The organism is Brevundimonas sp. UBA7664 (genome assembly GCF_002483305.1).
Classification (GTDB): domain Bacteria; phylum Pseudomonadota; class Alphaproteobacteria; order Caulobacterales; family Caulobacteraceae; genus Brevundimonas.
In genome coordinates this window covers 39,168-63,487 of sequence record NZ_DLHQ01000016.1, presented here as the reverse complement: position 1 = coordinate 63,487, position 24,320 = coordinate 39,168, and the positions used below count along the sequence as shown (strand labels likewise).

Sequence of the window (24,320 nt, the reverse complement as noted above, 5' to 3'; positions counted from 1 at the left end):
AAACTGGATAGAACGTCTTGACCACGGCCAAACCAATCCCCGCCGTCAGCTTCACGACGGCCCGCACTGGAGCGTCCGCCAAGGCGAACGAGATGGGCATGCGCCCGATGCAGGAGCGCGCCTACGCCAAGCGGGGCGAGCAGTATCTCCTCATCAAGTCGCCGCCCGCATCGGGGAAGTCCCGCGCGTTGATGTTCATCGCGCTCGACAAGCTGCACAGCCAGGGCCTCAAACAGGCGATTATCGTCGTTCCAGAGAAGTCGATCGGCGGAAGTTTCGCCGACGAGCCGCTGTCGAAATTCGGCTTCTGGTCCGATTGGACGGTGAAGCCGCAGTGGAACCTGTGTAACGCGCCGGGGCCGGACGAGGAGCGCGTCGATCCCTCGAAGGTGCGCGCTGTCGGCCAATTCCTCGCCAGCGATGACAAAGTGCTGGTCTGCACCCACGCGACGTTCCGGTTCGCCGTCGATCAGCTTGGGGTGGAAGCGTTTGACGACCGGCTGATCGCCGTGGACGAATTCCACCACGTGTCGGCCAACCCTGATAACCGCCTCGGCAGCCAACTCGCGGACTTCATGAAGCGCGACAAGGCCCACATCGTCGCCATGACGGGAAGCTATTTCCGGGGCGATGCCAACCCCGTCCTGATGCCGGAGGACGAGGCGAAGTTTGAGACGGTCACTTACACCTACTACGAACAACTGAACGGCTACGAGCACCTCAAGACGCTGAACATCGGCTACTTTTTCTACACAGGCCGATATCTGTCTGCGATCGAGGCCGTGCTGGACCCGGCGCGAAAGACGATCGTCCACATCCCGTCTGTGAACTCGCGGGAGAGCACGGCGGACAAGATCAAGGAGGTGGAGCACATCATGCACTGCCTCGGCGAATGGCTAGGGGCTGATCCCGAAACCGGTTTCCACCGGGTGAAGGCGACCGATGGCAGGATCATCAAGATCGCCGATCTCGTCGATGACAGCGATCAGGCGCGGCGCAGCAAGGTGGTGACGGCGCTGAAAGACCCGGCGCACAAGAACGACCGCGACCATGTGGACATCATCATCGCCTTGGGCATGGCCAAGGAGGGCTTCGACTGGATTTGGTGCGAACATGCCCTGACCGTCGGCTATCGCTCCAGCTTGACCGAGATCATCCAGATCATCGGTCGCGCCACTCGCGATGCGCCCGGCAAGGATAGCGCGACCTTCACCAATCTGATCGCCGAACCAGACGCGACGGAGGCCGCTGTCGTCGATGCGATCAACGACACCTTGAAGGCCATCGCGGCCAGCCTGCTGATGGAGCAGGTGCTCGCCCCACGCTTCAACTTCACCCCGAAGGATCACGGACCGATTAAGGACTTCGACTACGTTGGCGGCTACACGCCGGGAGAAACCAACGTCGGGGTGAACGAAGCGACCGGTCAGCTTCACTTCGAGATCGGCGGTCTCGTCGAACCCAAGAGTCCAGAGGCTGCCCGAGTCTGCCGCGAGGACCTGAACGAGGTCATCACGGCGTTCGTCCAGGACAAGACCGCGCTGGAGCGCGGTATGTTCGATGAGGAGACCGTGCCGGAGGAGCTTACCCAGGTCCGAATGGGCAAGATCGTGCGGGACAAGTATCCCGACATGACACCCGAGGATCAGGAAGCCATCCGCCAGCACGCGATCGCCGCCCTCAACCTGACGCAGAAGGCGAAGGAACTCGCCTCCGGCGTGGACAGCAGCCAAGGCGAGGCCAAGGCGAATACCGCGCTTCTCGATGGCGTGCGCAGGTTCGCGATGGACGTGCGTGATCTCGATATCGACCTGATTGACCGGATCAATCCGTTCGAAGCGGCCTATGCCGTCCTGGCGAAGTCGATGAACGAGGCGACCCTGAAACAGGTCCAGTCCGTCATCTCCGCCAAGCGCACGACGCTTTCGCCGGAGGAGGCCAAGGACTACGCCGCCCGCGCCGTGCGCTTCCGTCGTGAGCGCAACCGGGCTCCGTCGATCGACGCTGCCGACGAGTGGGAGAAGAAGCTGGCCGAAGGAGCCGCAGCCTTCATGCGATACGATCGTGAAGGTCGGTATGGCTGAACTTTCGCTCGACGAACTTCGCGCTGAACTCGCCGACTTCGCTCCAGCCGAAGCGAAGACGGCTACCTACACCCCGCGTGAGGAACGGATCATCGCCGGGTTCGGGGATATCGTTCGCTTCTTCGACGAGCATGCGCGCGCGCCCCTGCATGGCGAGGAACGCGACATCTTTGAGCGCCTCTATGCAGTGCGCCTTGATCGTCTGCGAGTGCTGGAGGAAGCCCGGACGCTGCTCGCCCCATTCGACAAGCACGGCCTTCTCCATGCCGCCCCCCAGGTCGCCGAGCCGGACGAGATGGACCTGGATGCGCTACGCGCGGAACTGGCGGGCTCGGAAGAACAGGACATCACCACGCTCCGCCACGTCCCGTCCCGCGAGGAGCGTCGAGCAGCCGAAGAGATCGCCAACCGCGAACGTTGCGCCGACTTCGAGAAGTTCGAGCCGCTGTTCGTTCAGGTCCAGAAGGACCTTGATGCACGGCGGCGCGAGACCCGTCCGTTCGTTCGCGATGCTGGGTTCCAGAAGGCCGACATCCGTGCGGGGGAGTTCTTCATCCTGGGCGGGCAGATCGCCTACGTCGCCGCCGTCGGGGACCCGATCAAGGCGCCGAACGGCGAAACCGATGCGCGTCTGAGAGTGATCTATTCCAACGGCACGGAGAGCGACCTCCTCCTCCGCTCGTTGCAGCGCGCGCTCTACAAGGACGAGGCTGGCCGCCGGATCACTGAACCGGAAGCAGGGCCGCTCTTCTCCGGAATGTCGGACGGTCCAGCCCCGATTTTCGCCAGTGAAGCCGAGGACGGTGACGTGGAGACCGGCACCATCTACGTGCTGCGCAGCAAGTCCGACCACCCTTTCGTGGCTGAGCATCGCGAGGTGATCCACAAGATCGGCGTGACCGGAGGGTCGGTCGAGGCGCGTCTCGCGGGGGCGGACAAGAGCGCGACCTACCTGCTGGCCGCCGTGGAAGTGGTCGCGACCTACAAGGTTTTCGGTGTGAACTGCCGGAAGCTTGAGGGCTTGATCCACAAGACCTTCGCAGGCGCGCTGCTCGACCTCACCTTGCAGGACCGGTTCGGGTCCCCGGTGAAACCGCGTGAGTGGTTCCTGGTGCCGCTGGAAGCCATCGACGATGCCGTTCAGCGCATCCGGGACGGGTCCATCGTGGACTATCGATACGATCCGACTGCCGGACGGCTGATCGAAAGCGAGGCGCACTCAACTCGCGCTTGACCAATCCACCGTCCGTGAGAAGGTGCGGTCATGTCCCGCCCCGCCATCTGGCCCCTCCTGATCGCCCGCCGCCTTCCATTAGGCGGCTGAGCAATAGGGCTTCGCCGCCTCCTTGGAGGCAGGCATGCACGGACATTCTGAAGACGGTTTCGCGGGCAAACTCCCCGGCGGTGCGTTGTTCCCTATCGGTCGCGGCTGGGGGCTCGATCATGTCTATCGTATCGACAGGATCGCACCCGGTTTCATGCGCCGGATGTGTCGGGCTCGCCTGAAATGGCGCCAGGGATGCTGGGCTGCGTTGTCCTCGGGAGCGTTGGATGGCTCCGATTTCCTCGTGCGGGCAACTGGATTGGCTGAATGGCATGATGCCACGACCAATGACCTCATCAGAGGGTTCGCCGAAACGTCGCTTAGGATGTCGGCCCGGCAGCTTGTTGAGGCCGCCTTCAGGACCTGTCCCGACGGCTACATCGGCGTGCTGGCCAAACTGCACGGAGAGGCCGCGTCCGACCCTACCTTCTATGGTCGGCTCCACAATGTGTTCACCTCGGACGATCCGCTGGACCGGCTGAGGAGCAGGGCTGTCCAGCAGGTTGCCGGACTCAATGAGCCCAAGATCGAGGCCGCGTTCGCGCTCCAGGATGCCGCCTTCCTCACGCCGCTGGCGCTGTCGAGGTTCCATTCTGTCCGCAGTGCGCTCGCCGTTCAGTCTCAGGCCGCCGTGGTTCGGAACATCAACCCCCACCTGAGCGATGACGACATCTCGGCGGCCTTCGCGGCGGGTCGTGATGCCTTCCAACCCTGGTTCCATCGCCTGCTTCGTCAATCGAAGGCCACGCATCCTTTGCCCACTGATGGCGATGCTGATTTCGAGCGCATCGGAGCCGACAATGCGAAGAGCATCGGCCTCCAGATGGCGAACTGCCTCGATGTCGAGCGCGTGTTGCCCCGCTCGCTCTCCGGCATCTGGTCCCTCGTTTACTGGAAGTCCGAATGCCTTGTGATCGGCTTGAGGAAGATGGACCTGGGCTGGGCGGTCACCGAGGTCCACCTTCCCCGCAATGCGAACGCGACGACTGCCGACATGCGCAAAGTGGCGGATCGGGTCCGCCCGCTTGGCATCGTGTGCCCTGTGCCTGAGGAGCCTGAGCCCCACCTCCAGGTCCTCGGCGACGCGTTCGGGATGTGGAAGACGGCGGACTGTTGGAACTTCCTTGAGGACTGGAACTGACGGACCGGATGTGGTCGCTATGGTGCGGTCATGCTGGAAATCACATCAGACGATGTTGGCCGTCTAACCGACACGGACCTGCGCGAACTCATCGTCCGTCTCTGTGAGGCGGAGCTTGTGACGGCAGGCTTGCCATCGTCCCATCTGACTGCCGGAGGACCTCAGGATGCGCCTGATGGCGGCATCGATGTTCGGGTCGACTCTTCGGAATCAATAGAACGCAGCGGATACATCCCTCGCGGAAAGACGGGGTTCCAAGTCAAGGCCAGCCCTATGCCGCCGAAGGCGCTCGTGAATGAGATGAGGCCGGGCGGAACCTTGCGAGAATCGATCAGCGATCTGCTCGGTGGCGGCGGTGCCTACGTCGTCGTTTGTTCGAAAGCTTCACCCACTGATTCTCGGCTGGCCGTGGTGAAAGCGGCCATGTTGCAGGCCGCTGGTGGACCAGATTCCAACCCGCAGGGATTCATCGATTTTATGGGCGCCGATCGCGTGGCGCTCTGGTGCAGAGGCCATCCGGGAGTGGCGGCCTGGGCTCGACAAGCTGCCGGACGACCAACAGAGGGTTGGCTTCCCTACGGGAACTGGTCCCGACCTGCGGAGGGGGTGGAGCCGGAGTTCATCCTCGACGAGGAAGCGCGACTGGTGGATGAGCGCGCGCCCCAGGATGGCACGCTGAGCATTGAGGTTGGCTTAGAGCGAATCCGCGCGCTCGCGGCCGAATATCGGTCCTCTATTCGACTCGTTGGATTGTCGGGCGTTGGCAAAACCCGGCTGATCCAGGCCGTTTTCGACAGTCGGATCGGCAACGGTGCGATAGCTCGGCATAGGGCGCTCTATTGCGACTACGGCACGCCCGTCAGTCCAACCCCCAGCGAGATGGCTCGACAGTTGGTCGCGCGCCGATCCGAGGCGGTCCTGCTGATCGACAACTGCTCACCGGAAATCCACCGAACCTTATCAGCAATCATCGCGGTTCCCGAGAGCCGGGTGAGCCTGCTGACGGTCGAGTATGATGTCCGTGATGACGACATGGAGGGCACCGAGGTCTTTCGACTGGAACCCGCTTCGGATGATGTCACCGTAGCGCTCATCAAGCGTCGTTTTCCCCATATCAACACAGCTAACCGGCGACGACTGGCAGACATCGCAGGTGGAAATGCCCGGATTGCCCTTGCGCTGGCTCACACCGTGCGGAAGGGCGAAAGCCTGGGCCGGTTGCGGGACGACGGGTTGTTCGAACGCCTGTTCTTCCAGCGCAACCAACCCGATCCGGCACTCCTGGCTGCGGCGGAGGTCGCTTCGCTCGTCTATTCGTTCGATGGTGAGAACGAGGGAGAGGGCGGGGAACTCCAGGTCTTGGCGCTACTCGCCAGCCAATCAGTTCAGTCCTTAAAAATGGCCTGCGCCGAACTCGCGCGCCGCGATCTCTTGCAGAAGCGGGCTCATTGGCGCGCTGTTCTTCCGCACGCTGTCGCGAACCGTCTGGCTGGGCGCGCCCTCGATCGAATGGACCTCAGTATGGTCGGCTCTGCGATGGAGGCAGGCGGCAACCGGCTGTTGCGTTCCTTCTCGCGACGGCTGGCCTTTCTCCATGATGTCCCTCAAGCCCAGCGCCTCGCGGCCGATTGGTTCTCACCTGAGGGAAGACTCGGCTGCATCGACGCGATCACCGATGACAACTTCAGCCTGTTCCGAAATCTGGCACCCCTCGCGCCCGAGGCGGCGCTTGAAGCGATCAGCCGAGGTGCGCATCGAGACCCTGCTTGGTCCAGCTTCAGGCCCTATTACGCTGGTGCCAGGAGCCGACAGGAACTGGCGAGCCTCGTGCGATCGCTGGCCTTCGAACCTCATATGTTCGACGAGGCAGCGAGCCGCCTGGTCGAAATAGCCATCGCCGACTCCCAGGATGAACGCCAGCAGTCAAACAAGACCGCGTTCGAAGGACTGTTCAGACTCTACATGTCCGGGACCATGGCTGGACCGAAGCAACGCCTAGATTTCATCCAGAGCCTCCTGCACTCGGACCAAGATGCCAATGTTGATCTCGGCATGTCTGCCTTGGATTCCATGCTCGAAACCCAATGGTTTGGATCAGTGGACAGCTTCGATTTTGGGGCGCGCCCGAGGAGTTTTGGCTGGGAGCCATCTTCACCTCAGGATGTGACCGATTGGTTCGAACCCACGATCAACGTGCTCAAGGACATAGCGGTCAGTGGCGTGCCGATTGCCGTCCGCGCTCGCCAGATTCTGGCTGCTCGTTTTCGAGGTCTGTGGTGGCGCACGACTGCAAGAGAGCTACTCGGCGATGTGATGCGTGTGATCGCCGAGCGTTCGTTCTGGTCCGAGGGATGGATCGCGGTTCGATCGGCCATTCGATTTGCCCCTGACGGCGCCGACGTTGGAGACCTCGCGGCAATGGAGGCGCACCTTCGGCCCAAGAACCTCCTTGAGCAGGCGCGCGCTTACGGCTTCTCGAAGGGATATGCCTCCCAGGACCTGGACGACCTGGACGAAGACCAGGACGGAAGTTGGTGGAGCAGGGCCGAAAAGCGAACTGAGGAGATCGCGCAAGCCGTCGCGATCGATGACGAAGTTCGCGCACAACTTCTGCCCGACCTCGTTCGATCAGGTCTCCAACGCAACTGGTCGTTCGGAAGGGGCTTGGCGTTGGGAGCGGTGGACCCCGAAGCTGTCTGGACCGAGTTATTAGAGGAACTCCGTCGCGCCCTGACCGAGAACCCCGAACCGGCGATCTTGCGATCTTTTCTGCAAGGGTGGTCAACACGAGCGCCTGAGGCGGTCGAAGCAGTCTTCGACCAGTTGCTACACGATCCCGAGCTTGGCCGCTGGTTCCCCTTTTTCCAGACCGCAGTTAACTCCCTCGACAGGGTGGCGGTCGATCGGTTGCTGGCTTCGTTGGACCTCGGGACTGCCCCTGCTGGCGCCTACTATTCTTTGGTGTCCGGCGGTGTGACCAAAGCCTTAGAGCCGCTGGATTTCGCACGGTTGCTCCAAGGTATCGCCGCCAAGGAAGGTGGTCCGCGTATCGCGATCGAAATTTTCCACATGCGACTCTACGCGGATCGGGAGAAGCCATCGATCGATCCGATCATCAGGGACCTGGGCCGCCACCTATTGGCGACTTATCCCTTTGGAATTCGGGATGGGCGGGAGGACGCGCGGCTGGCTGAACTGGCTGCCGTCGCCCTATCGGGCTCCGATGGGGCGGGGGCTGCGGAACGGCTTTTGCGAAGGCTCAAGGTCGCGGTCCGCCGGTATCACGCTCACGGGTATGAATATGACGACCTCGTAGCGACCATCTTTGCGACCCAACCCCGGACCGCCCTGGATTTCTTCTTGGAACGCCAGTTTCGGCCCCACCAAGGGAGATACGCGAAAAGTCTTCTGCACAGCTTCGATCACATGCGGAAGCCGATAACGGAGGTCCCCACAGAAGACCTCCTGGCCTGGGCGGCTGATGGTTCTCAAGAACGCTATCGCCGCATCGCGGAGTGCATCCCGATCTTTGTCGGCAAAGAGCCGGATGCGAGCGACAGCGCTGATCGCTGGTGGCCGCCAGCCCTTGCTCTGCTGGAGGCCGCGCCCAATCGGCCCGAAGTCCTCGCGGAGTATGACCACCACATCCACCCCCGATCTTGGTCAGGTTCACTCGCAGAAATCTTCGAGCGGCGGCGCGAGGCGTTGAAGTCTCTGGACCCTCATTTGGACCCCGTTGTCTGTGACTGGTCCCGCAGATGGCAATCGGAACTCGCCAATAGAATTCCGTATGAACGCTCCCGTGAGTCCCGGAGAGAGCAGTCTTTCGAATGAGTCAGTATGGGCCGAGTTGAGAGGCCCAGCCCGCGCGGGCATCGCGGACACCAACCACGCCCAAGCTGTAATCAATCAATCATCGCCATAGGGATGGTGCGCCAGCACTTCGTCCTTCAACCGCTCGAACAGAGGCGTGGTATGTGGACGAGGCCCCCAACTGCTCGGCATTCCCCACTGCATATGCTTCGCGTCCCTGAAATGAGTGATCTCAGGCATTTCGGTCCGAAAATAGAGCCAGTCCTTCGAATAGACCTGAACGGTGTCGTTGCAGAAGGCGACCTCATCACGGGAGAGGGTAAGCGCCACGGCGCGAGGTTCCGCCCACATGCTTGACGGCCTTTGGAACAGAATGGAGACCTTGGGACTGAGTGGCACCAGACAGACTGGGTTCATCGGTTCCGGCATCCACGTGATCGGAAAATTGTGCAGAAAGCCGTCCCCGAAGATGAACTCGCCTTCCCCAGCCACCAGGATCGCAAAGCGTCCTGAGCGGTCGATGCTACGAACGAACGTCGAGTAGAGGTCCCGCATGTTCGCGGAAATCAGATGCCCCGGCACCTGATAATCGACGATGCCGCCGCGTTGGTGAAAGCCCTGAACACTCAAAATGATGCTGTTCCGCATCGTCGGATTGCGCACGATCAGGGATGCCAGACACTGCGAAAGCTTGAGCCTGTCGTTGTCCGTCATATCGACAGAATGGACACGCTTGGTGGCCTGATACGGCTCGGCGTGGAGCCCCTCCAGCCACCTTACGACCGATGGGATATTGTTGTCGGGCTCTGAAAACTGGTGCTCGAAGGTCTCGTTCCACGGGCCTCCAACGAGGATGTTGTGGCCATCCACGATCTTGGCGATCTCCTTGGGGAAGTATGCCTTGGGCACCCCGTGCTGGGAGATCGTGTTGATCCGTCCATCCCCGCGCGCCCACCCCCTGGATAGCCCGATTGGCCACCAATGGTGCTTCTCGCCGTAGCGGATGACCTTGTTAGGATGGAGAGGCGGGCTCACCATGTCTGCAAACGCGTCAAGAGAGGAAGGATATCGACCGGCTTCATTCTAGGATGATCGGTCGATTTCCGTTCGCGCAACAGACTCTTTCCAACCGCGACCTCACAAGACCTTGGTCTTTTGCGACGGAGAATTCGGCTCTTCGAAGTGTCTCACACGAATTAAATTGACGTTTTGAGGCATCGTGTTTCACTGGGTCATGACTTCTGTGGAACAAGGCAAGACCGACGGGGCCATTGTCGGCTACGCGCGAACTTCAACTTCTGACCAGATCGCGGGTCTCGAACACCAGATCGGAGAACTGGAGGCCGTCGGCTGCACGAGGGTCTTCTCTGAACATGTGAGCGCGATCGATCGCCACAGGCCGGAACTCGAAGCCGCGTTGGATTGGCTTCGGAGCGGGGACACTTTTGTAGTGACCAAGCCCGATCGTCTTGCAAGGTCCGTTACGGACCTCATGGCGATCGTCGAAAGGCTTCGCTCGAAGGGCGTGACTGTCCGCGTCCTCTCTATGCACCTCGACACCTCCAGCCCAACATCCATGTTGTTGCTGTCGATCCTGGGCTCGGTAAGTTCTTGGGAGCGGGACGCTATGCTTGAACGTCAACGTGCTGGCATCGCCCGCGCGAAATCCCAAGGTAAATACCGAGGACGTGCCCCCACGGCCCGCGCCAAGACCTCTGAGGTGTTGCGGCTGAAGGCCGAGGGCCGATCTGTCGCCGAGATCGCCAAGACCGTCGGGATCAGCCGAGCAAGCGTCTACCGGGCATTCGCCGCACCTGCCTGACAGGGGACTTGGAGGGGCTCCCTCTCAAATTCGTCTCGCTGTATTTATATTGATTTGTTTCGTCGCCCTGAACGATAATCTCTAAATACAGAGATGAATATTCAAGACGAAACCACTACCCTGCGCATAGATCGTCTCCGAAAAGCATGGAGCTACTGGCTGTGTAGTTTCCCGGTCTTGGGCAAGGTGTGGGCAGTAACGCTGACCTTCAGCAACAAGGTCCCAGGCTCGGCCTCGCCCTCTAGTGTCGCTGCGCGCGGGGCTCCGCTCCGCTTGGCGGCCTATCGAACCTTGAGCCCGGCTCACATCTGCACGTCCGTTCACCGACTGTGGCTTTCAGTGAACAAGCGGATGTGGCCCAAGCGATACATCGCGTCGGGACTCCCGGTCACGGCCTACAAGGGCTTCCTGGAACACCGGGACAGCAATGTGCACGCGCATTTTGCTTGGATGCAGCCAGATACCGCCCCGCGCATTTTGCTCCCCGAGTGTCTCAAGGCGGAGTGGCCGAACGTGATCTCAGGTGGCGAGGTCGATATTGCGGAGGTCCACGATGCGGCTGGATGGGGAGGATACATGGTCAAATCCCAACTGGTTCGCGCCGGAGGCCACAGGGGTGCACTCATCGCTCCAGACGATGATGCCCTCCAATTCCTGAGCAGTCCTGCTCGGACCTGAGCCCTCGCAACTCGCGTAGCAGGACCGGATCGGTCGGCTACGAGCGAGGTCTCCAAATCTGATTGCCGATGAGGACGCTCCCCACGTCCAATCCGGAGGTATGCCTTGATGGGCACCAGTCGAGAGATGGAAATAGGAAGCAATGTGTCCGCATCAGGCTGCTAGTGTTTTCAGCCAGGATGATGACGGCAACGCTTCGGCTTAAGATTTGTCCGGGTCAGTGGCCGCAAGCAGTTTCTCGATCGCACCGGGATCGATGATCGTATCGCCGAACTGAACCCAAGGCTTTTGGCCGTTGGGAGTGGCGTTGTTCTTCAGGTGGCGAACAACCTGATCCATGGTCTGGAAATGAAGCGCCTCTTTCGGGAGCGAGCCCGGCACCGTGACCATCCGGAAGTCGGCGCGATCAGGCTCCACCCCATCCGGTCGGAATATCAAGGTCATCATCATGCGGTCTCCTGACGGCGGATAACCCGCGCGATGAAGTCGAGAGCATTGCTGAGAACGAAATCGGGGTCCTGCTCGATCCCATCGAGACCAACCGTAACGCTGACGCTGCGGCTGGCGGTGAACCCGTCGAGGATTAGACGGTCGCTGTCGGCTCGCATTTGAACAGTGTGGTCTTGCAGGTCGGCGGCGTATGCCCAAGCCTTCCTCAGGGCCGCTTCAAGGCGCGGCTCGCTGGGGTGGTGGTCATGCACCGCGATGATGAGGGCTTCGAGCGTCGGTTTGGTCATCCCGGCCAGATGGGTCGGCCAATCGCAACCTTCAAGGCGAAGCTTGGCTTCAGCGTCGCATAGGCCGTGAAAAACGGAGCAAGACACAATTTTCCAGTCTTCCCGTCGCCGCACCGAATCACCGGTAATTAGTCGTCCCCATGAAACGCACCTACCTCTACCGCATCGCTCCGGGGACGACCGCCCAGGCCATCGACAATCCCAGCGTCGGGCCGCAGCCGGTCGATCTCCTCCGCCACTTGGAAGACCTCGCCGATATCCACGACCTCCGGGCCGTCATCGTGAACCGGAGGCTGGCGGTCACGATCCCGGACGACACGATGGAGGTGGTCTGGCTGGTCGCGACGAAGGGACTGGCCACTCCCTTCCTGATCTACTCTCCGGCGGCCTAGAAGCCCGAGACGATCTGCTCTTCGTAGTCAGGCCGGACCATTGTCGCTCGCCGCCCGGTCCGACCTGACGGGAACGGAATAACCACGTGTTCGCCATCGCTGAGGTCGTGGACCTTCGGCACATCGTGATTGTGTGTAGTGACGTATGGACTCCAGCTCTGGTGCAGATAGTGCGGCGGGAAGCGGCGGCCGAACTGCTGGAGCTGCCAGGCGGTGGGGCGGTGCGGCGCGCGGCGGATGGGCATGCCGGCCTGCTGGGGGGTGCGCCCGCCCTTCCTGAGATTGCAGGGCGAACAGGCGGCGACGATGTTTTCCCAGGTGGTGCGGCCACCCCGCGACCGGGGGATCACATGGTCGAAGGTCAACTCACTCGTGGCGCTGCAATACTGGCAGGTGAAGCCGTCGCGCAGGAAGACGTTGAAGCGGGTAAACGCGGGCTGACGGTCCTGGTCGACATAGTTCTTCAGCGCAATCACGCTGGGCAGGACCATCTCCATCGACGGGCTGCGGACCACCTTGTCGTAGGTCGAGACGACGTCGACGCGATCCTGATAGACGGCCTTGATCACTTCTTCCCACGGCCAGATCGACAGCGGATAGTAGGACAGGGGGCGAAAGTCGGCGTTCAGCACCAGCGCGGGCCAGCCGGACGGAGGGCGGCTCAGGACCTGCATCAGGCCCTCGCCGCTCGGGAGAGGATCATCGACGCGACCGGACTGAAGACACGTCTCCTTCCCTGGCTGTGGATCAAGCCTAGTCTTGATTCGACGGCTTGGCGATGACCTCCGGGCGACAGTGTTGCGACGCCCGGATCGGCGCCCTCAGCCCCGGGAAGGGCTTCCCGGAAACGACGGCAGAACCCAGCCCCACTGAAGGGAGGCCGCCCTCAAGGCGAAGCCGCAGGGCGCGGCGATCAGGGCGGCCGCCACATTGGACAGTCCCACCTGCTTCATCGCCATATAGACCACGGCCGCGAGAATGGCGGCGGATACGGTGATCTCACGCCGCAGCAGGATGGACGGCTGCCCGGCCAGAAGGTCCCGGACGACGCCCCCGAAACAGGCCGTCAGCGCGCCCATGACGATGCAGATCAGCGGCGCCAGTCCCATGGCCTCGGCCTTGGCCGCGCCCATCACGCCATAGGCGGCAAGTCCGACGGCATCCAGCCAGAGCAGGGCCCGGAAGCGCCATTCGCGCTGACCCAGAAACCAGACGGCCAGGGCGGCGGCGAGGCAGATGGCGATGTATTTCCAGTCGTGGACCCAGAACACGGGGGCGTCGATCAACAGGTCGCGCAGGGTGCCGCCGCCGACTCCGGTGATGGCGGCGAAGAAGGCGAGCGTCACCAGATCCTGCTTCAGCCGGGCCGCGGCCAGCGCCCCGGTGGCCGCGAACACCGCCACGCCGGCGTAGTCGAGCATGAACAGCGTCGGCAGGATGGGCTCGCTGAGCGCCTCGAGAGTGGCAGGGTCGATCACGGAAGGGGGTCCTCCAGCGCGATCTCCCCGCGCTTGACCGCTCCATACCATCCCCAAAGCAGATGCGCCGCCACGCTGCGATGCGGCCGCCAGATTTCGGCGCGGGCATAGGCCTGTTTCTCGGTCGGGCGCAGGGACGCGCCGTCGGCCCAGCGCATGGCCTCCTGCAGGGCGATGTCGCCGCCGGGGAAGACATCCCGCCGTCCCTCGCAGAACATCAGGAAGGTCTCGGCGGTCCATTTGCCGACGCCCTTGATGGCGACCAGGCGGGCGATCGCCTCCTCGTCCGACAGCCGCTCGAGATGGTCGAAGTCGATCCGGCCATCGACATGGGCGCGGGCGATCTCGTGGCCGTAGGTCGCCTTCTGGATCGACAGCCCGAAACTGCGCAGGCTTTCGATGGAGGTGGCCAGCACGCGCTCGGGCGTCACCTCGCCGGCCAGCCCGGCCTCGACCCGCGCCCAGATCGCCGCGGCGGAGGCGAGCGAAACCTGTTGATCCACGATCATGTGAAACAGGCCCTCGAATCCGCCCACGCGCCGTCGCCATCCAAAGGCCGGGGTCTGGGCCTGAGCGCGGGCCAGGGCCGGGTCGAGCCCGACGATCGTCCGGCGCGCCGCCTCGATATCGTCGAGCCAATAGGGTGTCTGCATGCGACGACCCTAACGCCGGCCCCGAGGGCGACAAGCGCGCCGGGTGTGATCGCGTCCGGTTGCCGCTATCGTGGAGCCATGTTCGTCACCCGCTTCGCCCCGTCGCCGACCGGCCGCCTGCACAAGGGTCATGCCTTTTCGGCCCTGACGGCCTGGAAGGCGGCCCGGGCGACGGACGGACATTTCGTGCTGCGGATCGAGGACATCGACCCGACCCGTTGCCGGCCGGAATTCGAGGCGGCGATCCTTGAAGATCTGGCGTGGCTTGGCCTCGACCGGGACGGGGCCGTGCGCCGCCAGTCCGACCATCTCGCCGACTATGCCGCGGTGGTCGCCGGGCTCGAGGCGCGCGGTCTGCTCTACCGCTGTTTCCGGACCCGCAAGGACATCCTCGACGCCATCGGCGACGCGCCGCACGGGCCCGCCGAGGCGGCCCGACCCGGTCCGCATCCGCCCGGGGAGGAGGCGGCGCTGCTGGCCGAAGGTCGGCCGTTCGCGTGGCGGCTCTCTCTGGACCGTGCACGGGAGGCGCTGGGCGAACCGGCCTGGAACGCCTTGGTCTTTGTCGAGGAAGGCCGGGGCCCGAGCGGCGAGCACGGCCTGATCCCGGCCCGACCCGAGACCGCGGGCGACGTGGTGCTGGCCCGCAAGGACGCCGGAACGGCCTATCATGTGGCCGTGACCCACGACGACGCCCTGCAGGGGGTGACTCACGTCATCCGCGGCGAGGACCTGTTCGAGGCGACCCATGTGCAGGTGCTGATCCAGGCGCTGATGGGCTGGCCGACGCCGACCTACCGCCACCATCGGCTGCTGGTCGGCGAGGACGGGCGGCGGTACGCCAAGCGGGACCGGTCAGTGACGCTGGCGGAACTGCGGGCCGCGGGTGTGAAGCCGGAGGCGTTGAGGGCTGAACTGGGAGTCTAGGGGGCGAGACGGCCTTTCGCCTTGGAGGCCGGGAAGACGACGTCAGGGTCGGGCGCCTCGGCGGCGGCGCCGGGCCCACCGATGGCGCGCAGGATGTGGCGGATGATGTTGAGCCGGGCGGTCTTCTTGTCGTCGGTGGCGATCACGGTCCAGGGCGCGTGGTTGTGGTCGGTCTCGTCCAGCATCCGGTCGCGCGCCTTGCTGTAGTCCTCCCAGCGCGCCTGGGCCTCGGCGTCCAGCGGCGAGACCTTGAACCGCTTCAGCGGATCCTCGATCCGCTCGGCGAGGCGGCGGGCCTGTTCGGCCTTGGAGATGTCGAGCCAGAGCTTGATCAGGACGATGCCGTCGTCGGTCAGGATGCGCTCGAATCGGGGCGCGTCGCCGAGGAACTGGACGTGCTGCTCCGGCTTGCAGAAGCCCATCACGGGCTCGACCCCGGCGCGGTTGTACCAGGAGCGGTTGAACAGCACCGTCTCGCCGTCCGCCGGCAGGTGCGGAACATAACGCTGGAAATACCACTGGGTGGTCTCGCGGTCGGTCGGCTTGGGCAGGGCGACGATCCGGGTCTGGCGCGGCGAGGCGTATTCGGTGATGCGCTTGATCGCCCCGTCCTTGCCGGCGGAGTCGCGGCCCTCGAAGACGATGACGGTCTTTCGCCCCTGTTCGATGGTCCAGTGCTGGGTCTCGACCAGCAGGACCTGGAGCCGTTCGAGGTCGGCGTCGTATTTTGATTTCTTGCCCATGGATCCACGATGCGCCGCGCCCGCCGCCGGGGCAATGTTGCAGTCGGATTGCAGCGCGATTTCAGCCGGGCAGGACGGAGGCCCCAAACCTGTCGCGGAACTCATGTGCGTGGCGGGGCCGGGACAGGTAGAACGGGCGCGACTGAGAAGGAGCCACTCATGTTCGCCACTCGCCGCGCCCTTCTGGGTGGTCTCGCCGCCCTGCCCCTCGCCGGAGCCCTTCCGGCCATGGCCCGCGTCCGCAAGAACGACGCGGCCGAGGCGGCGCTGGACGCGGTCTTCGCCGAGGCCGCGCCGCCGGCGCTGGCCGCCGGGATCGTGACGCGCGCGGGCCTCGGCTGGGCCGGGGTGCGGGGCGTGCGCCGCGCGGGGCATGAGGCGGCCGCGACGCGGGACGATCGCTGGCATCTCGGGTCGAACACCAAGGCCATGACGGCGGCGGTGTTCGGCCGGCTGGTCCAGCAGGGCCGCGCGCGCTGGGACATGGCGCTCGCCGAGTCCCTGCCCGGCCTGACGCTCGATCCGGCCTGGGTCGCGACCACGCCCGACGACCTGATGCACCACCGCGCCGGCCTGCTGGACGCCGGCCTGCTCGCTCAGGCCTGGCTGATGGCGGCCCATGTCGACCAGCGGCCCCTGCCGGCGCAGCGGGCCGAGTTCGCGGCGCGGGCGTTGGCGGGTCCGCCCGCGGGGTCCGTGGGCCAGTTCGCCTATGGCAACGGCAACTACATCGTCATGGGCGCCGTCATCGAGGCCCTGACCGGCCAGGCCTGGGAGGCGGTGATGCAGTCCGAGCTGTTCGCGCCGCTGGGGCTGGCCACCGCCGGCTTCGGGGCGCCGCGGGGGGAGGCTCCGTGGGGGCACCGGGGCGGGGTGGGCGTCGATCCGGCGGGCTTCGCGGACAATCCCCGCGCGCTGGGCCCGGCGGGGACGGCGCATATGAGCCTGGCCGACTACGCCCGGTTCGTCGCCGCCATGATGGGCGGGGCCCCCGACTGGCTGAGCGAGGAGACCCGCCGTCACCTGCTGACCCCCGCCGCCGGAGACCCGCCGGCGTATGCGGCGGGCTGGGGCGTGGGGAGCGCGCCGTGGGGCGGGATCTCCGGGCCGGGGCCGACGATCACCCACAACGGCTCCAACACCATGTGGTTCGCGACCGTGCTGGCGGCGCCGGAGCGGGGGCTGGGGGTCATCGTCCTGTCGAACGACGGGGCGGCGGGGAAGCGGGCTTGCCAGACGCTGGCGCCGCGACTGGCGGAGGCCGCCGCCGCCGCGTAAGGCTGTCGCGGCATGAAGCGTGATTTCGCCGATTTCTGGAACCTGCTGTGGGAGGCGGCGCTCGGCGTCTGCGCGGCGTTCGCGCTGCTGAACCTGTTCGCCCCGGCCCAGGACCTGCCGTGGAAGCCGCTGGACCTGAACCGGCCGATCGGGTCGGCGACGGCGGCCAAGGTGGGCGATTTCGTCCTGCCGACGGCCGCCGCTCCGGAGGAGATCACCGCCGTCACCGAGGCCTGCATGCAGGTGCTGCGCGAGGCCGGGGTGCAGGTGGAGCGGGCCCCGGACCGGGACGACGGCGGCTTCTGCGTGGTGCGCGGGGCCGTCCGGATCACCGGCGGGGCGACGACGCGCCTGCCGAGCGACCCGGTCATGCAGTGCCCGCTGGCGGTGCGCTACGTCATCTGGGAGCGCCAGGTGCTGCAGCCGGCGGCCGAGGCGCAGTTCGGATCGCGGGTGGCCAGCCTGAACGACGTGGGCGCCTACAGCTGCCGCCGCATCTATGGCCAGACCGACCTCCAGGCCCGGCCCAGCGAGCACGCCCGGGCCAATGCGCTGGATATCGGCGGCATGACGCTGGAGGACGGGCGGCGGGTCTCGGTGCTGGCGGACTGGCCGGGGACGGGGCCGCGCGGGGCCGAGGGGGCGGGCTTCCTGCGGCGGATCCGCGACGGGGCGTGCCGGGTGTTCTCGACCGTGCTGACGCCGGACTACAACGACGCCCACGCCAACCACCTGCACCTCGACGGGGCGCCGCGGCCGCTGTGCGCCACCGGGCCGTCACGGGCCCGCCTCGCGGAGGCGGCGGCCAAGGCGGGTTGACCGCTCGCCGAATGCGCGAGAAAAAGTCGCCGCAGTCCGGATTTCGCGCGGCGTCCACACCCGTGCCCGCTCCTTCGCTGAATGAGCTCGTCCAGATGGGCTGACGGGCGTCCCTCGAGGGACGTCTGCCTGGAAAGCGCGTTCAGGAGACGCATTATGGCGACCGGCACGGTCAAGTGGTTCAACCCGACGAAGGGTTTCGGCTTCATCCAGCCCGATGGCGGCGGTCAGGACGTTTTCGTCCACATCACCGCGGTGCAGAAGGCGGGCCTGCAAGGCCTCGATGAGAACGCCAAGGTCGAATACGAGCTGGAATCCCAGCGCGGCAAGACCTCGGCGATCGACCTCAAGGTTCTCTGAACCCACGGCTGACGACATCATCATGAGACGGGCGCGGCGGCTTCGGCTTCCGCGCCCGTTTTTGTTTAGGCCGCGGTCGTCGGCCCTTCGGGACCTCCCGACCCGACCCGGCCTGGGCCCTGGGCCGCGTCGGGTCGAGAAGGCGGAGCCTTCTGACCGCGGCCCGACGAGAGCTGCGCGAGAACGATCGCCGCGATCACCACCACCCCGCCCAGCGCCTGCACCGGGGTCAGGGTCTCGGCGAAGATCAGCCAGCCGAGCAGGGCGGCGACGACGGGCTGGATCAGGACGGTCACGGCGGTCAGGGCGGCGGGCAGCCGGCCCAGCGACCAGGCGACCCCGCCCTGGCCGAGCACATGCACCACGCCCAGCCCCGCGCAGGCGGCCCAGCCGCCCCACGATCCGGGCAGGATCGGCTCGCCGAGCACGAGGGCGATGAGCAGCATGCCGGGGGCGGCGACAGCGGTCGACCACAGCATCACCCGCCCGGCCGAATGCCGCCCGCGCGCAGCCTTCACAGCGATGAAATAGCCCGCGTACCAGAGGGCGGTGACGCCGGCGAAGACGTCGCCCAGCGGCGGATTGGTCCCCTGCCCCCCGTCGGCCCCCAGCGACATGGTCAGGGCGCCCGTGATCGCCGCGGCCAGGGCGACGATGAACAACGCCCGGGGCCGCTCGCGGAACACCCACCAGCCGACCAGGGTCACCACCACCGGCGTCAGATTGGTCAGGGTGGTGGCGTTGGCCACGGAGGTCAGGGCCAGGCTGTAGTGCCAGAAGGCCAGATCGAGCACGAGCATCCCGCCCGCCAGCGCCATCCACCCCGACGGCCGCCCCACCCCTTCGCCGCCCCCTGCCAGGAATTTGGGCCGCGCCGTCATGATCAGCAGCAGGGGCAGGGCGAAGACGAACCGCCAGAACCCCGCCGCCGCCGGCCCGGCGTCGGACAGGCGCACGAGGATCGGCGCGAGGCCCAGCACCATGGCGGCGAGAATCAGCACGATCAGGGCGGCGGTGCGGGTGGCGGGCATAGGCCTCCATAGCTCCCCCTCCCCTTCATGGGGAGGGATGTCGGCGCGAAGCGACGACAGGGTGGGGCAGGTCAGGGCAGGGCTCGACCGTCAGCGGTGGGAGGGGGGCGCGCGGGCGCCCCCCCCTCCCTCGCGTCAGCGGCGGGCGGGCGGGGCCGGTTCGCAGGCGGGCGCGGCGCTGTACGGCGCCGACGCGCGGGGATCGCCGGCCCGCCGCATCTCCGGTCCGGCGAAGTCGCCCGTGGTGTAGGTGTTGCCCGTGGCGAGGCCCCCCGCCGCCGGGGGCGTCGGGCTTGCGGGGGCGGATCGACCCGTCCGGATGTCGGTCTGGGCGTCCTGGTCGATGTGATCGCGGTTCGACAACCGGCCGCCGTCGTTGGGCGTCGCGCTGTCGGTCTCGCTGTTGTTGATCAGCCGGCCCCTTTCGTACCGCCCCCCGCCCTGGCCGCCGATGCCGTTGACGGGCGTCGACGCGGCGGCCGACCGAAGCGCCCCGCCGGCCGGATCCGGCGTGCAGGCGGCTGCAGCGGGGGTCGCGGACCGTTCCGTGGCGAGGATTGCGCCCGACTGGTTGACCGTGGCCCGCGTCTGGCCGGGTTCCGCCACGGCGGGGGCGCCGCGGGCCGGCGGGGGCGTCTGGGCCAGGGCCAGGCCGGCGGTCATCACGGCGCCGAGCAGGACGAGGGTTCCAACAGAGGTCTTCATCGCAAATCTCCTTCGGGACGGGTTTCGGGCGCGAGGGATGTCAGTCCTCCTTCAGACAGGTCCGCCCGTCGGACGCCCGCCCTCGATGCGGGCGGCGCTGGACAGGCGGTCGCGGGGTCGGCCGGCTAACACTCTACGGCGATCCAGGGGTCAGGCCGGCGCGGGTCGCGGGGGCTGGCTGGAGGTACTGAAGCGGGTCTCGGGTCCGGCTTTGCCTGGCGGAGCGTTGAAGGCGTGCCCGCCATGGGAGACGGGGCGGGCGAAGAAGGTCGCCAACCCCGCCCGGGACGCTCGGCCTGCGCCGCCGGCTTGTCAATCGGGGGCGGGGGGAGGGCGCCTCAGTCCGGCTCTTCCGGCGGGGTCCAGTCGGGATCGTTCTCCGGAAACCAGTCGGCCGCCAGATCGCGCCAGTCGGGGTTGGCCTCCTCGATCAGCCTGAGCTTCCAGTCGCGCTTCCAGCCCTTGATGCGCGTCTCGTGGCGGATGGCGTCGACGACCCAGGCGTGACGCTTGAACCAGACCAGCCGCGTGCAGCCGTGGCGTTTGCTGAAGCCGTCAAAGGCGCCGATGCGATGCTTCCACACCCGCGCCGGCAGGTTGGCGGCGACGCCGGTGTAGAGCGTACCGTTGCGCCGGCTGGCCATGATGTAGGTGGCGACAAACTTCCGCTGCGTGCGCATGATCTGCAACCTATGCGCTATTTTACCGACCTGTCCAGCGCCCCGCCGCCTCCCCGCTATCGCCCTCTCAAGCTATCGTCATTCCGGGCGACCCCGGCGAAAGCCGGGGGAGGCCCGGAACCCAGCGGCGCCGCGACAGCGGCGAAACACCGGCGGTGGCGAGGGGCCGCCATTCCCTGACGGCGCTCCCGACAGCTTCGCGCTCGCGCGCGCCGCTGGGTTCCGGGCCTCCGCCTCGCTACGCTCGCCTCCGCCCGGAATGACGATAGCGGGAGGGGGGAGCAGGCGGTCGGCGGAGCCGTTGGGACAGAAGCCGTGCAGCGCGACCCAGGCCTCGGTGACCGACCGCGCGGTCCGGGTCGGCCCCTTGAAGATGGCGGCCGGTTCCCGCCCTCCCCCGCTATCGTCATTCCGGCGAAGGCCGGAACCCAGCGGCGCCGAAGGCGACCTGTCCACGCACCGGCGCTCCCGACAGCTTCGCGCTCGCGCGCGCCGCTGGGTTCCGGGCCTCCGCCTCGCTGCGCTCGCCTCCGCCCGGAATGACGATAGCGGGACGGGGGCATGGGGGCTCTGCATCATTTGTGGTACGCCCTCGGATATGACCGAGACCGCATTCCGTGATCCGTCTGACCTGAGCAGCCTGGACGACTTCCTCGACGAGGACGGCATCCGGGAAGAGGTCACCCTGCGCGCCATCAAGAGCGTGATCGCGCTCCAGCTGCGTCAGGCCATGACCGAGCGGAAGATGACCCTGTCCGCCATGGCCGCCGAAATGGACACCAGCCGGGCGCAGCTGAACCGGGTGCTGGACCCGGAGGCATCCAATGTGACGCTGGAGACGCTGAGCCGCGCCGCGAAGGTGGTGGGGCGGGGGCTGAGGGTGGAGCTGGTTTAGCGCCCCTCTCCCATTGGGAGAGGGCTTGAGCGCACGACGGCATCGCCGTCGTCCTTGCGCGACCCGAAGGGCGGCGCGAAGCGTCAAAGGGTGTGGGTCGAACGCCGGGGGGCGGCTTCGCCGCTCCAACCAGCCGACCCACATCCGCCCCTCCGGGGCACCTTCTCCCAATGGGAGAAGGATCAGGAAGGGCGGTCGGCGGCGCAGTTGGGACAGAAGCCGTGCAGCGCGACCCAGGCCTCGGTGACCGACCGCGCGGTCCGGGTCGGCCCCTTGAAGACGACGGCCGGTTCGGCGAAGCCGAGCTCGCACCAGTGATTGCCGTCCTGCCCCATGCAGCCACCGTAGCGGGTGGTGGGTCAGGGGTCAGCCCTTGCCGGGCGAGGGGGTAGTTGTGCCAGCACCCAATTGCCTAGCTAATATCAGTGGACGATATCGTAGATTTGGAGCTGTCATGAGCGCTGTCCACCCAGACTCGGTATTATCCGCTTTCGCCGAGATCGATGGCGATAGCTTTGAAGGCTTCTTCAAAGAATTCGGAGCCGGCGTTTTTGGCCTGAATTTTACGCCCGTCGGCGGCAAAAAGGATGGCGGAGCCGACGGCTTCTCGGAGAGCGAGATTTTCGAGACAAATCGTCGACTAACCTATTTTCAGGCTAGTATTCAGGATAATTTCCGCGACAAAATCCGCCGTACTGTTGAACGGCTAAGAGAGTATGGCCGTGAAATTGGGAATCTAACCTATTTCACTTCTCGTATTATTGCTGACCCTGACAAAGAATCGCTAGCTCTATCTGATGAGCTCGAGGTCAATATATCGATTCGAGATGGTCAGTGGATCGCCAATAGAATTAACGAGAACGATATTACAAAGGCCTCGTACGAAAATTATCTCAGGCAATTTTCAGGTCTTAGGGGCGACGAGCGCCGAAATTCATCAATCCGGATTCCGTCCGAATTCAACACGAACGCTGCCGTATTCGTCGCTCAACAATCTCTTGTAGGCGACTCGAAGCAAGGTATTCGCGGATTAGTCCTAGATAGCCTAGTTTTTTATGTCCTCGAGAACGCAGCTGTTGATGACGAGGGCTTCATCACAAGCATCGATATTTTCGCTCGAATGCAAGACGTCTTTCCTGACGGATTCCGCTTTACCGACACAGAAGTCGCAGAGCGCCTAGCGTTGATGTCAAGCAAAGAACATCCATTGGGACGCCAGATCGTTTGGGACGATCGAGAGGCCGGATACGCTCTGCCGTTTTCCGCACGGTCGGCCATCTCAACGGACCATGCTCGCTTTGAAGCACTAATATACACCGTGAAGGAACAGTTTCGGCAGTTCATAGCTGACGAATGCCGCTCCACTCCTGTCGACGAGGTTCCCATCTCTGACGGCACCCAAGACCGCTTGGTTGGGGCTGCTATGCGGAGCTTGGAATGGCTGTTTATGGCCGAAGGAATTAAGGTCGCGCAGTTCCTGGAGGGTGAAGATGAAGACATTTCGGAGGATTCTGTTTCTGATGTAGCTGTGCGGGCAATTGCTGATGCGGGCATCGGGGCCAAAAGCGCTCCACTTCTCCACAGAATATTGATGAGCGCTCTACGGAGTGCGTTCTACAAATCGACCGATGAACAGCGCGAGTATCTATCGCTTCTAGCACGGACGTACTCCCTGCTATTTTCACTGAAATACGACCTAAAGATCGCGAACTATTTCAAGGACATGAAGTCCAATTTTCGCCTCTTGGTCGGCACTGATGTGATCATCCAAGCTCTTTCCGAGTCCAGACTCGCAGGTCCAAGCCGTCTAACGCACGGAATGCTCAGAGCTTTGCGAGCCTCGGGCGCAGAGCTCATCCTTACGGATCAGGTCGTTGAAGAGGTATACACCCACATAATCGCCTCTAATGAAGAGTATGTGAACCACTACCAAGAACAAGATAAGTACATGACATTAGAGTTGGCGCGCAATAGCGACCGCGTACTTATCAGATCATACTATTATGCGAAATTTGACGCAGCTACTCCCGCGCTTTCTGTAAGGACATGGAGCCAATTTATAGAGCAATTCCTGCCCTACGAAGACATAAGAAGCGGTGAGGCGCGGATGGCCCTTCGGACTTATTTGGCCGACAAATTTGGAATGCGGCTAGAAACAAGGGACGAAATTCTGGACGCCATCGATATCGATAAGCACAGAAGACTTACTTCAAAGCTCTTTGGTCCTGGAAAAAAACAGAAAAAAGAGCTGGCAGAGAACGATGCTGCTCACGTTCTATTTATCTACGCCATGCGGACGGAAGGTGGAGAGGTCGCCCGCGCCAGTGCGGTGGGCTATCGCACATGGTGGCTGACTAGCGAAACCAAGATCCAGCGGGAGTTTGAGGATCTTACGCGTACGAACGGCAAGGTGATAATGCGGCCTCAGATTGCCATGCAGCTTCTTTCCTTCGCCCCGAATTCCGACGAGGTCGAACAGGCATTTGGATCAATCATGCCGTCGTTGGTCGGGGTTAGGCTTGGAAATAGGGTCAATCCCTCAATCCTTCGCAACCTCTTGGATAAGGTTCGCGATATTTCAGAAAGTGATCCATCACGCATGAAAGCTGAAATGCAGCGGCTGGCGAACAAGTTTAAGTCTGATGAGAACGCCAGCGTCCAGTATATGATCGAGACAAGCGCTACCTAACTCGATCCGGCATTTGAAGCCCTGAGGTCAGCACCTTCAGTCGCGTGATTTCTCTCAACTCTTGCCCGCCT

Annotated in this window: 22 protein-coding genes and 1 pseudogene; 12 read left to right on the top strand and 11 right to left on the bottom strand. The window is 64.3% G+C overall.

Features of this window, described 5'->3' with window-relative positions:
- The first annotated feature begins 17 nt into the window (after positions 1 to 17).
- The 4 genes from B2742_RS02905 to B2742_RS02890 all read left to right on the top strand — a co-directional run bounded on the left by B2742_RS02905 (position 18) and on the right by B2742_RS02890 (position 8,383).
- Positions 18 to 2,084 (top strand): DEAD/DEAH box helicase, encoded by a 2,067-nt coding sequence (locus B2742_RS02905; RefSeq protein ID WP_292062747.1) that lies wholly within the window; start codon positions 18 to 20, stop codon positions 2,082 to 2,084.
- On the top strand, positions 2,077 to 3,318 hold the full coding sequence (locus tag B2742_RS02900) for a GIY-YIG nuclease family protein (protein ID WP_292062745.1): 1,242 nt from the start codon (positions 2,077 to 2,079) through the stop codon (positions 3,316 to 3,318). Before B2742_RS02905 ends, B2742_RS02900 begins: the two co-directional genes overlap by 8 nt.
- 124 nt (positions 3,319 to 3,442) lie before the next feature.
- Positions 3,443 to 4,549 (top strand): hypothetical protein, encoded by a 1,107-nt coding sequence (locus B2742_RS02895; protein ID WP_292062743.1) that lies wholly within the window; start codon positions 3,443 to 3,445, stop codon positions 4,547 to 4,549.
- A gap of 30 nt (positions 4,550 to 4,579) precedes the next feature.
- Positions 4,580 to 8,383, top strand: coding sequence for a hypothetical protein (locus B2742_RS02890; protein WP_292062741.1), 3,804 nt, complete (start codon positions 4,580 to 4,582; stop codon positions 8,381 to 8,383).
- A gap of 75 nt (positions 8,384 to 8,458) precedes the next feature.
- Here B2742_RS02890 and B2742_RS02885 read toward each other — a convergent pair whose 3' ends face one another.
- The gene (locus B2742_RS02885) at positions 8,459 to 9,271 is read right to left on the bottom strand and encodes a hypothetical protein (RefSeq protein WP_292062739.1); all 813 of its coding nucleotides are present in this window, start codon (positions 9,269 to 9,271) and stop codon (positions 8,459 to 8,461) included.
- Between the two features lie 310 nt (positions 9,272 to 9,581).
- Between B2742_RS02885 and B2742_RS02880 the strand changes: the two genes are divergently transcribed.
- A complete protein-coding gene (locus B2742_RS02880) occupies positions 9,582 to 10,184 on the top strand; it encodes a recombinase family protein (protein WP_292062735.1) in 603 nt (200 codons plus the stop codon).
- 879 nt (positions 10,185 to 11,063) lie between these two features.
- Here the strand turns inward: B2742_RS02880 and B2742_RS02875 are convergent.
- The gene (locus tag B2742_RS02875; protein ID WP_292062733.1) at positions 11,064 to 11,312 is read right to left on the bottom strand and encodes a hypothetical protein; all 249 of its coding nucleotides are present in this window, start codon (positions 11,310 to 11,312) and stop codon (positions 11,064 to 11,066) included.
- Positions 11,309 to 11,599 (bottom strand): hypothetical protein, encoded by a 291-nt coding sequence (locus B2742_RS02870; protein ID WP_292062730.1) that lies wholly within the window; start codon positions 11,597 to 11,599, stop codon positions 11,309 to 11,311. The genes B2742_RS02875 and B2742_RS02870 overlap by 4 nt, the downstream gene beginning before the upstream one ends.
- A gap of 140 nt (positions 11,600 to 11,739) precedes the next feature.
- Between B2742_RS02870 and B2742_RS02865 the strand changes: the two genes are divergently transcribed.
- The gene (locus tag B2742_RS02865; protein WP_292062728.1) at positions 11,740 to 11,991 is read left to right on the top strand and encodes a hypothetical protein; all 252 of its coding nucleotides are present in this window, start codon (positions 11,740 to 11,742) and stop codon (positions 11,989 to 11,991) included.
- 140 nt (positions 11,992 to 12,131) lie between these two features.
- On the opposite strand, the pseudogene B2742_RS02860 reads toward B2742_RS02865, so the two are convergent.
- The 3 genes and pseudogenes from B2742_RS02860 to B2742_RS02850 all read right to left on the bottom strand — a co-directional run.
- A pseudogene (locus B2742_RS02860) lies at positions 12,132 to 12,665 on the bottom strand (HNH endonuclease); the annotation flags it as partial.
- Between the two features lie 147 nt (positions 12,666 to 12,812).
- On the bottom strand, positions 12,813 to 13,412 hold the full coding sequence (locus B2742_RS02855; protein ID WP_292062794.1) for a trimeric intracellular cation channel family protein: 600 nt from the start codon (positions 13,410 to 13,412) through the stop codon (positions 12,813 to 12,815).
- A gap of 53 nt (positions 13,413 to 13,465) precedes the next feature.
- Positions 13,466 to 14,122 (bottom strand): DNA-3-methyladenine glycosylase family protein, encoded by a 657-nt coding sequence (locus tag B2742_RS02850; protein WP_292062724.1) that lies wholly within the window; start codon positions 14,120 to 14,122, stop codon positions 13,466 to 13,468.
- A 78-nt stretch (positions 14,123 to 14,200) separates the two neighbouring features.
- On the opposite strand from B2742_RS02850, the gene gluQRS reads away from it, so the two are divergent.
- Positions 14,201 to 15,049, top strand: a complete 849-nt coding sequence (gene gluQRS / locus B2742_RS02845; protein ID WP_292062721.1) for a tRNA glutamyl-Q(34) synthetase GluQRS — start codon at positions 14,201 to 14,203, stop codon at positions 15,047 to 15,049.
- On the opposite strand, the gene ppk2 is transcribed toward gluQRS, so the two are convergent.
- Entirely contained in the window at positions 15,046 to 15,792 is a 747-nt protein-coding gene (gene ppk2, locus B2742_RS02840; protein WP_292062718.1) for a polyphosphate kinase 2, read from the bottom strand. The genes gluQRS and ppk2 overlap by 4 nt on opposite strands.
- Positions 15,793 to 15,951: 159 nt before the next feature.
- On the opposite strand from ppk2, the gene B2742_RS02835 reads away from it, so the two are divergent.
- The 3 genes from B2742_RS02835 (at position 15,952) to B2742_RS02825 (ending at position 18,249) form a co-directional block, all read left to right on the top strand.
- Positions 15,952 to 17,070 (top strand): serine hydrolase domain-containing protein, encoded by a 1,119-nt coding sequence (locus B2742_RS02835; protein WP_292062716.1) that lies wholly within the window; start codon positions 15,952 to 15,954, stop codon positions 17,068 to 17,070.
- A 12-nt stretch (positions 17,071 to 17,082) separates the two neighbouring features.
- Positions 17,083 to 17,889, top strand: coding sequence for an extensin family protein (locus B2742_RS02830; RefSeq protein WP_292062714.1), 807 nt, complete (start codon positions 17,083 to 17,085; stop codon positions 17,887 to 17,889).
- Between the two features lie 156 nt (positions 17,890 to 18,045).
- On the top strand, positions 18,046 to 18,249 hold the full coding sequence (locus tag B2742_RS02825; protein WP_292062711.1) for a cold-shock protein: 204 nt from the start codon (positions 18,046 to 18,048) through the stop codon (positions 18,247 to 18,249).
- A gap of 65 nt (positions 18,250 to 18,314) precedes the next feature.
- Here the strand turns inward: B2742_RS02825 and B2742_RS02820 are convergent, their stop codons facing one another.
- The 3 genes from B2742_RS02820 to B2742_RS02810 all read right to left on the bottom strand — a co-directional run bounded on the left by B2742_RS02820 (position 18,315) and on the right by B2742_RS02810 (position 20,665).
- Positions 18,315 to 19,280 carry a DMT family transporter gene (locus B2742_RS02820; protein ID WP_292062709.1) on the bottom strand — a complete coding sequence of 322 codons (966 nt, stop codon included), beginning with the start codon at positions 19,278 to 19,280 and terminating at the stop codon, positions 18,315 to 18,317.
- Between the two features lie 135 nt (positions 19,281 to 19,415).
- On the bottom strand, positions 19,416 to 19,985 hold the full coding sequence (locus B2742_RS02815; RefSeq protein WP_292062707.1) for a hypothetical protein: 570 nt from the start codon (positions 19,983 to 19,985) through the stop codon (positions 19,416 to 19,418).
- 338 nt (positions 19,986 to 20,323) lie between these two features.
- On the bottom strand, positions 20,324 to 20,665 hold the full coding sequence (locus B2742_RS02810; RefSeq protein ID WP_292062704.1) for a GIY-YIG nuclease family protein: 342 nt from the start codon (positions 20,663 to 20,665) through the stop codon (positions 20,324 to 20,326).
- Between the two features lie 598 nt (positions 20,666 to 21,263).
- Between B2742_RS02810 and B2742_RS02805 the strand changes: the two genes are divergently transcribed.
- Complete coding sequence (locus B2742_RS02805; RefSeq protein WP_292062701.1) at positions 21,264 to 21,560, top strand: helix-turn-helix domain-containing protein; 297 nt, start codon at positions 21,264 to 21,266, stop codon at positions 21,558 to 21,560.
- Between the two features lie 182 nt (positions 21,561 to 21,742).
- Here B2742_RS02805 and B2742_RS02800 read toward each other — a convergent pair whose 3' ends face one another.
- Positions 21,743 to 21,895 carry a hypothetical protein gene (locus B2742_RS02800; RefSeq protein ID WP_292062698.1) on the bottom strand — a complete coding sequence of 51 codons (153 nt, stop codon included), beginning with the start codon at positions 21,893 to 21,895 and terminating at the stop codon, positions 21,743 to 21,745.
- A 119-nt stretch (positions 21,896 to 22,014) separates the two neighbouring features.
- Between B2742_RS02800 and B2742_RS02795 the strand changes: the two genes are divergently transcribed.
- A complete protein-coding gene (locus tag B2742_RS02795) occupies positions 22,015 to 24,249 on the top strand; it encodes a hypothetical protein (protein ID WP_292062696.1) in 2,235 nt (744 codons plus the stop codon).
- Positions 24,250 to 24,320 lie beyond the last annotated feature (71 nt).

Excerpts from the sequence above, each read along its gene's own strand:
- B2742_RS02890 (WP_292062741.1), top strand. The coding sequence starts at position 4,580 with ATGCTGGAAATCACATCAGACGATGTTGGCCGTCTAACCGACACGGAC.
- B2742_RS02815 (WP_292062707.1), bottom strand. The coding sequence starts at position 19,985 with ATGAAGACCTCTGTTGGAACCCTCGTCCTGCTCGGCGCCGTGATGACC.
- B2742_RS02830 (WP_292062714.1), top strand. The coding sequence starts at position 17,083 with ATGAAGCGTGATTTCGCCGATTTCTGGAACCTGCTGTGGGAGGCGGCG.
- B2742_RS02820 (WP_292062709.1), bottom strand. The coding sequence starts at position 19,280 with ATGCCCGCCACCCGCACCGCCGCCCTGATCGTGCTGATTCTCGCCGCC.
- gluQRS (WP_292062721.1), top strand. The coding sequence starts at position 14,201 with ATGTTCGTCACCCGCTTCGCCCCGTCGCCGACCGGCCGCCTGCACAAG.
- B2742_RS02800 (WP_292062698.1), bottom strand. The coding sequence starts at position 21,895 with ATGGGGCAGGACGGCAATCACTGGTGCGAGCTCGGCTTCGCCGAACCG.
- B2742_RS02850 (WP_292062724.1), bottom strand. The coding sequence starts at position 14,122 with ATGCAGACACCCTATTGGCTCGACGATATCGAGGCGGCGCGCCGGACG.
- B2742_RS02895 (WP_292062743.1), top strand. The coding sequence starts at position 3,443 with ATGCACGGACATTCTGAAGACGGTTTCGCGGGCAAACTCCCCGGCGGT.
- B2742_RS02870 (WP_292062730.1), bottom strand. The coding sequence starts at position 11,599 with ATGACCAAACCGACGCTCGAAGCCCTCATCATCGCGGTGCATGACCAC.
- ppk2 (WP_292062718.1), bottom strand. The coding sequence starts at position 15,792 with ATGGGCAAGAAATCAAAATACGACGCCGACCTCGAACGGCTCCAGGTC.
- B2742_RS02875 (WP_292062733.1), bottom strand. The coding sequence starts at position 11,312 with ATGATGATGACCTTGATATTCCGACCGGATGGGGTGGAGCCTGATCGC.
- B2742_RS02805 (WP_292062701.1), top strand. The coding sequence starts at position 21,264 with ATGACCGAGACCGCATTCCGTGATCCGTCTGACCTGAGCAGCCTGGAC.
- B2742_RS02825 (WP_292062711.1), top strand. The coding sequence starts at position 18,046 with ATGGCGACCGGCACGGTCAAGTGGTTCAACCCGACGAAGGGTTTCGGC.
- B2742_RS02865 (WP_292062728.1), top strand. The coding sequence starts at position 11,740 with ATGAAACGCACCTACCTCTACCGCATCGCTCCGGGGACGACCGCCCAG.
- B2742_RS02900 (WP_292062745.1), top strand. The coding sequence starts at position 2,077 with ATGGCTGAACTTTCGCTCGACGAACTTCGCGCTGAACTCGCCGACTTC.
- B2742_RS02835 (WP_292062716.1), top strand. The coding sequence starts at position 15,952 with ATGTTCGCCACTCGCCGCGCCCTTCTGGGTGGTCTCGCCGCCCTGCCC.
- B2742_RS02810 (WP_292062704.1), bottom strand. The coding sequence starts at position 20,665 with ATGCGCACGCAGCGGAAGTTTGTCGCCACCTACATCATGGCCAGCCGG.
- B2742_RS02855 (WP_292062794.1), bottom strand. The coding sequence starts at position 13,412 with ATGCTCGACTACGCCGGCGTGGCGGTGTTCGCGGCCACCGGGGCGCTG.
- B2742_RS02795 (WP_292062696.1), top strand. The coding sequence starts at position 22,015 with ATGAGCGCTGTCCACCCAGACTCGGTATTATCCGCTTTCGCCGAGATC.